Consider the following 7,621-nt stretch of genomic DNA (forward strand, 5'->3'; position numbering starts at 1 on the left):
GGCGTCGGCGCGCGCCGCCGCCGGCGCGTGGGGTCCGGTGGCGCGACCGGCCGGGCGCGGTCGCGGCACGCGGGGGTTCCCGCTGGTCACGGCCCGCGGGGCACCCCGCTGGTCACGGCACGCAGGGCTTCCCGCTGGTCGCGGCACTCACTCAAGGGTTCCCCCCGTGCCCGCCCGGTCCTGGTGTCCTGGGCGGGCCGCGGAGGGGTCGGGGCCGAAGGCGGCCCGGGGCGTCACGCCCAGAGCTGGCCCTGGAGGGTCTCGATGGCCTCTTCGGTGGTGGCGGCGGTGTAGACGCCCGTGGAGACGTACTTCCAGCCGCCGTCGGCGACGACGAACGCGATGTCGGCGCTCTCGCCCGCCGCGACCGCCTTCTTGCCCATGCCGATCGCGGCGTGCAGGGCGGCGCCCGTGGAGATGCCCGCGAAGATGCCTTCCTGCTGCAGCAGTTCGCGGGTGCGGGTGACCGCGTCGGCGGAGCCGACGGAGAAGCGGGTGGTGAGCACCGACGCGTCGTACAGCTCGGGCACGAACCCCTCGTCGAGGTTGCGCAGCCCGTAGACGAGGTCGTCGTAGCGCGGTTCGGCCGCGACGATCTTCACGTCGGGCTTGTGCTCGCGCAGGTAGCGGCCGACGCCCATGAGGGTGCCGGTCGTGCCGAGTCCGGCGACGAAGTGCGTCACCGACGGCAGGTCGGCGAGGATCTCGGGGCCGGTCGTGGCGTAGTGGGCGCCGGCGTTGTCCGGGTTGCCGTACTGGTAGAGCATCACCCAGTCGGGGTTCTTCCCGGCGAGGTCCTTCGCGACGCGCACGGCCGTGTTGGAGCCGCCCTCGGCGGGGGACGGGATGATCTCGGCGCCCCACATGGCGAGCAGGTCGCGGCGCTCCTGCGAGGTGTTCTCGGGCATCACGCACACCATGCGGTAGCCCTTGAGCTTGGCGGCCATGGCGAGGGAGATGCCCGTGTTGCCGCTGGTCGGTTCGAGGATGGTGCAGCCCGGGGTGAGCCGTCCGTCCTTCTCCGCCTGCTCGACCATGTGCAGGGCGGGACGGTCCTTGACGGAGCCGGTCGGATTGCGGTCCTCCAGCTTGGCCCAGATCCGCACGTCCTGCGACGGGGAGAGGCGGGGCAGGCGCACGAGCGGCGTGTTGCCGACCGCCGCGAGCGGCTCGTCGTACCGCATCAGGCGGAGAGCGTCTCGAGCGCGCCGCCGGCGACGGCCGGGAGGATCGTGACGTTGTCGCCGTCGGTGAGCTTGGTCTCGATGCCGTCCAGGAACCGGACGTCCTCGTCGTTCAGGTACACGTTGACGAAGCGGCGCAGCTGGTCGCCCTTGTCCGCGTCCACGATGCGGGCGCGGATGCCGGAGTGGCGGGTGTCGAGGTCGGCGAAGAGCTCGGCGAGGGTGGTGCCGCTGCCTTCCACGGCCTTGGCCCCGTCGGTGTACGTGCGGAGGATGGTCGGGATGCGGACCTCGATGGCCATGGCGTGGGTCTCCTGTCGTCCGGTCGGGGCTGTTCCCCGACGGTTCGTGGCGGTCCCGGGCCGGTTCCCGCCGCGTCGCGCGGGCGATCGTCCCCGCGCGGGGAAGCTGCTGGTGCGTGGAGCGCTGAGGTGTCCGTGCCCGGGTGCCGGGCGGGCGTCTCGTCGGCCGGTCAGCCGGTCGCGCCGTCGGGACAGACGGCGCTGGCGAGGCGGCACAGGTCGACGTGCAGGCGCGCGACGAGCAGCGGCGTGCTCGGCGTCTTGTCACTCACGTCATGAGGAACCATGCGGTCATCGTATCGATTCCCCTCGGGGGTTCCAGAGTGTGATCTCGCATCGCGGACGGTGAACGTTCACCATGCGGGCGTCCACCCTGTGGACGGGCGCGGCGGGCCCTTCCCCGCGCCCGGGCGGTGGCCCCGCGGGGGCTCGGCGGTGGCCGGGCGAGGGGGTCCGGCGGGTGCGGCGCGCCGGGGCGATGCGCCGCGCCCGCCGGGGGCGCGCGAGGAGCGCGCGGACGGCGGGCGCGGCCGGGTGTCCGGTCGGGCTACCCGACGATGCGGACGTCCTCCTCGGTGACCTCCCCGTCCACGATCCGGTACGAGCGGAACTGGAACGGGCCGGCGTCGTCGGTGTCGGCCGTGGAGACCAGCACGTAGTGCGCGCCGGGCTCGTTGGCGTACGAGATGTCGGTGCGCGAGGGGTACGCCTCGGTCGCGGTGTGCGAGTGGTAGACGACCACCGGCTCCTCGTCGCGGTCGTCCATCTCGCGGTAGAGCTTGAGCAGGTCGCCGGAGTCGAACTCGTAGAAGGTGGGCGACCGGGCGGCGTTGAGCATCGGGATGAACCGCTCGGGCCTGCCGGTGCCGGCCGGGCCCGCGACCACGCCGCAGGCCTCGTCGGGGTGGTCGCGCCGCGCGTGCGCGACGATCCGGTCGTGCAGGTCCTGGGTGATGGTCAGCATGGGGGAAATATAAGCCGGGCCCCGTACGCCCCGGCAGGACGCCCCCGAGCCGGGCACGCGGGCGCGGCGGAGAGGCACGGCGCACGCGGTGGACGGGAGCTGCGCACGCGGTGGAGGGGCGGGGCGCACGGCTAGTCCGCCGGGGCCGGGGCCGTGCCTTCCTCCCCCGGGGCCTCGTCGCCGGGTGCGGCGCCGTCCGCGAGGGTCCCGCCCGGGCGGCCGGTGACGGGGGCCGTGCCCGGTGCGAGTTCCTCGTCGACGGGCCGGACGCGCGCGGCGGACGCGCGGGCGTCGCGGCGCTTGAGCGCCTGCCAGCCCACGGCGAGCGCGGCGGCCCACAGGGCGCCGACGTACAGGCAGATCCGGGTCTGGCTGCCGTACGCGATGAGGCCGGTGACGAGTGCGAGGAACGCGAGCGCCACCCAGCTGAAGAGGGTGCCCCCGGGGGCGGGGAAGGACGAGGCGGGCAGCCGGCCGAGGGCGACGGCGCGCCGGTAGCGGATGTGGCAGACGAGGATCACCGACCACGTCCAGATGCCGCAGGCGGTGGCCACCGATGTGACGTACGCGAACGCCTCGGCCGGTACGAGGTAGTTGAGGACGACCCCGATGCCCATGAGGGCGACGGACACGGCGGTGCCCAGTCCGGGGGCGCGGCGTGCGTTGAGGCGGCCGAGCGCGCTCGGCGCCTGCCGGTCGGTGGCGAGGCCGCGCAGCATGCGGCCGGTGGAGTACATGCCGGAGTTGCAGGACGACAGTGCGGCGGTCAGGACGACGAAGTTGACGATTCCCGCGGCGAGCGGGATGCCGATCTCCTCGAACGTCCGCACGAACGGGCTCGTGCCTGCCGAGAAGCGGGTCCAGTCGACGACCGCGAGGATCACGGTGAGGGAGCCGACGTAGAAGATGATGATCCGCCAGGGCAGGGTGTTGATGGCCCTGGGCAGGATGCGCCGGGGGTCGGCGGACTCTCCCGCTGCGACGCCCACGAGTTCGACGGCGACGTAGGCGAACATCACGCCCTGGAGCGTCATCAGGCTGGAGCCGATGCCGTGGGGGAAGAAGCCGCCGTGCGTCCACAGGTTGTCGGGCGAGGCGCCGGGGCCCGCGGCGGAGAAGCCGAGGGTGAGGACGCCGAGGCCGATGACGATCATGCCGATGATGGCCGTGACCTTGACCATGGAGAACCAGAACTCGACCTCGCCGAAGACGCGGACGGAGATGAGGTTGACGCCGAAGAGGACCAGCAGGAAGACGAGCGCGCTCAGCCACTGCGGGACGCCGGGCCACCAGAAGTGGATGTAGATGGCCGCGGCGGTCAGCTCCGCCATGGCGGTGACGACCCACATCAGCCAGTAGGTCCAGCCGGTGGCGTAGCCGAAGAAGGGGCCGAGGAACTCGCGCGCGTAGGAGGCGAAGGCGCCGGACACCGGCCGGTAGAGGAGCAGTTCGCCGAGGGCCCGCATGATGAAGAAGATCACGAGGCCGGCCACGGCGTACATGAGGATGATGGACGGGCCGGCCTCGGCGATGTTCGCGCCCGCGCCCATGAAGAGGCCCACGCCGATCGCGCCGCCGATCGCGATCATCTGGACCTGGCGGCCGCCGAGGCCGCGCTGGTAGCCCTCGTCGGGTGCCGGCGGGTCGGCCGGTTCCGGGGCCGTCGGTCGGGGAGTCATGGATACAGATCAGCCGATGGAGGCCGGAAAACCCGGCACCCCATTCGTAAGACGGTCACATAATTACCTCGGCTGGCTCAGTAGCGACCGTCCCTGCGGCGAACGCGCCGACGGCCCGCACCGCTCCCCTCGCGCGCGGAGGCGGTCCCGGCGCGGCCCCTGACGGCACGCCCGTTCCGACAGGGGCCGCTGCGGCCGCCGCTCCACGAGGTCGCGACGACGCGTCACCTCACGGCATCAGCGTCTCGACGAGAGTCTCCTGGAGCGCACCCAGCCACAGGTAGGCCATGACCATCGGCTTGCGCGGATCGGAGTCCGGCAGCCGGTACAGCTCGCCGTTCTCGTCCTCGTCGCCGACCTCGAGGCGCGTGCCGATGGTCAGCCGCAGGTCGTTGAGGGTGCCGAGCCACTGCCGGGACTCGTCCGCGGTCAGCTTGAGCACGCCGCCGCCCTCGCCCTCGGCCGCCAGGACGTCGAGGGAGCGGATGACGTGCAGCGCGTCCGTGCGCTTGCGCCCGCGCAGGTCGTTCTCCGTGAAGCGGCGGAACTCGGCCGAGTAACCGCGCAGTTCCTCGTCGTCCTTGTCCGGCTTCTCCGGGTCCCCGTACGCGTCGGGGAACAGCCGCTGCAGCGCGGGGTCGGAGGGCGGTTCGCTCGGACCCTCCGTGAACAGCGACGCGAGCGGGTCGTCGTCCTCCGCGGGCTCCTCGCCGGGGCCGATCAGCTCCGCGAGCTGCTGGGTCAGCGAGCGCAGGATGGAGATCTCGACCTCGTCGAGCGCCACGGCGGCGCCGCCGCCCTCGAGGGGCTCGAAGTGCCCGGCCATCAGTCGCGGTCCTGCTGCAGGGTCGCCCACAGGCCGTACTCGTGCATGGCCTGGACGTCGCGCTCCATGGCCTCGCGGGTGCCGCTGGAGACGACGGCGCGGCCCTTGTGGTGGACATCCATCATCAGCTTCTGCGCGATCTCTTTCGAATAGCCGAAGTACGACTGGAAGACGTACGTGACATAGCTCATGAGGTTGACCGGGTCGTTGTGGACGATGGTCACCCAGGGCACGTCCGGCTCGGGAACGGCGAAGGTCTCCTCCGCCGCTTCTGGTCGCGTGATCTCGCTGGGAGCAACACTCACGGTTCGGGACGACCTTCTCTTCCATGCCGGATGCGGGCGGGGGCCGGCCCGCGGTCCCCGCGGTCACGGTGTGCCGCGATTCACAGCCTCGTGTACCCATGCTGCCACCCGTAGGGCCCCGTCGCACAAACGCCCCTGGTGATCGGCGCTCCGGCGGGTGACGCGGTACGCCGGTCCCCCGCCGCCGACCGGGCCCGAAGGCCCCGGTCCGGCCGTCCGCGAGACGTCCGGGAGCCGTGCACGAGCGGTCCGGGCGAAGAAATCGTCAATCTGACGAGTAAGGGGGGTAGCATCGCTCATATGAACACTCCGGACCTGGGGCTTCCGGTGGACGTGCCCTCCACCTCCCTGTTCACCGACCAGTACGAACTCACGATGCTGCAGGCGGCCCTGCGCGCCGGCACGGCCGATCGCCGCTCGGTGTTCGAGGCGTTCACCCGCCGCCTGCCCGAGGGCCGGCGCTACGGCGTGGTGGCGGGCACCGGCCGGGTCCTGGACGCGGTCGAGAACTTCCGCTTCGACCCGGGCGTGCTGGGCTTCCTGGCCGAGCAGCACGTCGTGGACGGGCGGACGCTCGACTGGCTGGCGGACTACCGCTTCACCGGCGACATCTGGGGCTACCCCGAGGGCGAGGTGTACTTCCCGGGCTCGCCGATCCTGCGGGTCGAGGGCTCCTTCGCGGAGTGCGTCCTGCTGGAGACGGTGATCCTCTCGATCCTGAACCACGACTCGGCGATCGCCGCCGCGGCATCGCGCATGTCGGCGGCCGCGAGCGGGCGCCGCCTGATCGAGATGGGCGCGCGGCGCACGCACGAGCTGGCGGCGGTGGCCGCGTCCCGGGCGGCCTACGTGGGCGGCTTCAACAGCACCTCGGACCTGGCGGCGGGGTTCCGCTACGGGATCCCGACGGTCGGCACGAGCGCGCACGCCTTCACGCTGCTGCACGACAGCGAGCGGGACGCGTTCCGCGCGCAGGTCGACTCGCTGGGGCGGGGCACGACGCTGCTGGTCGACACGTACGACGTGACGGAGGCGGTGCGCACGGCCGTCGAGATCGCGGGGCCCGAGCTGGGGGCCGTCCGCATCGACTCGGGCGACCTGCTGCTCGTCGCGCACCGGGTGCGCCAGCAGCTCGACGACCTGGGCGCGGTCGACACCAAGATCGTGGTGACCTCGGACCTCGACGAGTACGCGATCGCGTCGCTGGCCGCGGCGCCGGTGGACGCGTACGGGGTGGGCACGCAGCTGGTGACCGGCAGCGGGCACCCCACGTGCTCGATGGTCTACAAGATCGTGGCGCGGGCGCAGTCGGCGGACGCGGACGCGCCGCTGCTGCCGGTCGCCAAGAAGTCGCTGGGCGGCAAGACGTCGATCGGCGGGCGCAAGTGGGCGGCGCGGCGGCTCGACGCGGACGGCGTGGCCGAGGCCGAGGTCGTCGGCACCGGCCCGGTGCCCGCGGAGCTGGCCGGCCGGCAGCTGCTCGTGCCGCTCGTCGAGGGCGGCGAGATCGTCACGCGCGAGTCGCTGGACACCGTCCGCGAGCGCCACATCGCCGCGCGGTCGGGCCTGCCGATGTCGGCGATCCAGCTGTCGCGGGGCGAGCCCGTGATCCCCACCGAGTTCGTGTGACGATATGGGTAGTGGCATGAACACGAGGGCGCTCGGGAATCATGGACAAGGACGGGACGGGGGGCTGCGGCCATGCATCGCGCACTGATCGTGGTGGACGTGCAGAACGACTTCTGCGAGGGCGGCAGCCTCGCGGTCACGGGCGGCGCGGACGTCGCGGCGGCGATCACGGACCTGATCGCGCAGTCCACGGCGGGCTACCGGCACGTCGTCGCCACCCGTGACCACCACATCGACCCGGGCAACCACTTCGCCAAGCCGCCCGCCACCCCGGACTACGAGCACACCTGGCCGGTGCACTGCGTCGCCGGCACGGAGGGCGTGGGCTTCCACCCGAACTTCGCCCCCGCCGTCGCCTCGGGCGCGATCTCCGCGGTCTTCGGCAAGGGCGAGTACGCGGGGGCCTACAGCGGCTTCCAGGGTGCCGACGAGAACGGCCTGGGCCTCGGGCCGTGGCTGCGGGCGCGCGAGGTCTCCGAGGTCGACGTCGTCGGCATAGCGACGGACTTCTGCGTGAGCGCCACCGCCCTCGACGCGGCGCGCGAGGGCTTCACGACCCGCGTCCTCCTGGACCTGACGGCCGGAGTGGCGCGGCGCACGACGGACCGCGCCGTCGAGGACCTGCGGGCCGCGGGCATCGAGCTGCGCGGCGAGCCGGTGGTCCGGGCGGCCTGAGCCGCCGTCCGGGACCGCACGGGCCGGGATCCGCCCGCGCCCCGGCCGCACGAAGCC

The 7,621-nt window shown here is 72.7% G+C and carries 9 protein-coding genes; 2 read left to right on the top strand and 7 right to left on the bottom strand.

Annotated features, from left to right (window positions below; all coding sequences use genetic code 11):
* Positions 1-233: 233 nt before the first annotated feature.
* The 7 genes from L1885_RS19690 to clpS form a co-directional block, all read right to left on the bottom strand.
* Positions 234-1,184, bottom strand: a complete 951-nt coding sequence (locus L1885_RS19690; protein ID WP_235798481.1) for a PLP-dependent cysteine synthase family protein — start codon at positions 1,182-1,184, stop codon at positions 234-236.
* Positions 1,184-1,486: a MoaD/ThiS family protein gene (locus L1885_RS19695; RefSeq protein ID WP_235798482.1), complete on the bottom strand. Its 303-nt coding sequence runs from the start codon at positions 1,484-1,486 to the stop codon at positions 1,184-1,186. Before L1885_RS19695 ends, L1885_RS19690 begins: the two co-directional genes overlap by 1 nt.
* Positions 1,487-1,656: 170 nt before the next feature.
* Entirely contained in the window at positions 1,657-1,773 is a 117-nt protein-coding gene (locus L1885_RS29420) for a putative leader peptide (protein ID WP_372481981.1), read from the bottom strand.
* 260 nt (positions 1,774-2,033) lie between these two features.
* Positions 2,034-2,450: a M67 family metallopeptidase gene (locus tag L1885_RS19700; protein ID WP_235798483.1), complete on the bottom strand. Its 417-nt coding sequence runs from the start codon at positions 2,448-2,450 to the stop codon at positions 2,034-2,036.
* A gap of 131 nt (positions 2,451-2,581) precedes the next feature.
* A complete protein-coding gene (locus L1885_RS19705) occupies positions 2,582-4,129 on the bottom strand; it encodes an amino acid permease (RefSeq protein WP_235798484.1) in 1,548 nt (515 codons plus the stop codon).
* A gap of 229 nt (positions 4,130-4,358) precedes the next feature.
* Positions 4,359-4,955 carry a DUF2017 domain-containing protein gene (locus L1885_RS19710; RefSeq protein WP_235798485.1) on the bottom strand — a complete coding sequence of 199 codons (597 nt, stop codon included), beginning with the start codon at positions 4,953-4,955 and terminating at the stop codon, positions 4,359-4,361.
* Positions 4,955-5,260, bottom strand: a complete 306-nt coding sequence (gene clpS, locus L1885_RS19715) for an ATP-dependent Clp protease adapter ClpS (RefSeq protein WP_235798486.1) — start codon at positions 5,258-5,260, stop codon at positions 4,955-4,957. The genes L1885_RS19710 and clpS overlap by 1 nt, the downstream gene beginning before the upstream one ends.
* Positions 5,261-5,560: 300 nt before the next feature.
* Here clpS and L1885_RS19720 point away from each other — a divergent pair, with 300 nt between their 5' ends.
* Positions 5,561-6,889, top strand: coding sequence for a nicotinate phosphoribosyltransferase (locus tag L1885_RS19720; protein ID WP_235798487.1), 1,329 nt, complete (start codon positions 5,561-5,563; stop codon positions 6,887-6,889).
* A 72-nt stretch (positions 6,890-6,961) separates the two neighbouring features.
* Positions 6,962-7,564 carry an isochorismatase family protein gene (locus tag L1885_RS19725; protein WP_235798488.1) on the top strand — a complete coding sequence of 201 codons (603 nt, stop codon included), beginning with the start codon at positions 6,962-6,964 and terminating at the stop codon, positions 7,562-7,564.
* Positions 7,565-7,621 lie beyond the last annotated feature (57 nt).

It is taken from the genome of Streptomyces fuscigenes (assembly GCF_021556455.1).
GTDB lineage: Bacteria > Actinomycetota > Actinomycetes > Streptomycetales > Streptomycetaceae > Streptomyces > Streptomyces fuscigenes.

Bases quoted from the DNA above. Each gene is read 5' to 3' on its own strand.
- L1885_RS19690 (WP_235798481.1), bottom strand. From the start codon at position 1,184: ATGCGGTACGACGAGCCGCTCGCGGCGGTCGGCAACACGCCGCTCGTG.
- L1885_RS19695 (WP_235798482.1), bottom strand. From the start codon at position 1,486: ATGGCCATCGAGGTCCGCATCCCGACCATCCTCCGCACGTACACCGAC.
- L1885_RS29420 (WP_372481981.1), bottom strand. From the start codon at position 1,773: ATGGTTCCTCATGACGTGAGTGACAAGACGCCGAGCACGCCGCTGCTC.
- L1885_RS19700 (WP_235798483.1), bottom strand. From the start codon at position 2,450: ATGCTGACCATCACCCAGGACCTGCACGACCGGATCGTCGCGCACGCG.
- L1885_RS19705 (WP_235798484.1), bottom strand. From the start codon at position 4,129: ATGACTCCCCGACCGACGGCCCCGGAACCGGCCGACCCGCCGGCACCC.
- L1885_RS19710 (WP_235798485.1), bottom strand. From the start codon at position 4,955: ATGGCCGGGCACTTCGAGCCCCTCGAGGGCGGCGGCGCCGCCGTGGCG.
- L1885_RS19720 (WP_235798487.1), top strand. From the start codon at position 5,561: ATGAACACTCCGGACCTGGGGCTTCCGGTGGACGTGCCCTCCACCTCC.
- L1885_RS19725 (WP_235798488.1), top strand. From the start codon at position 6,962: ATGCATCGCGCACTGATCGTGGTGGACGTGCAGAACGACTTCTGCGAG.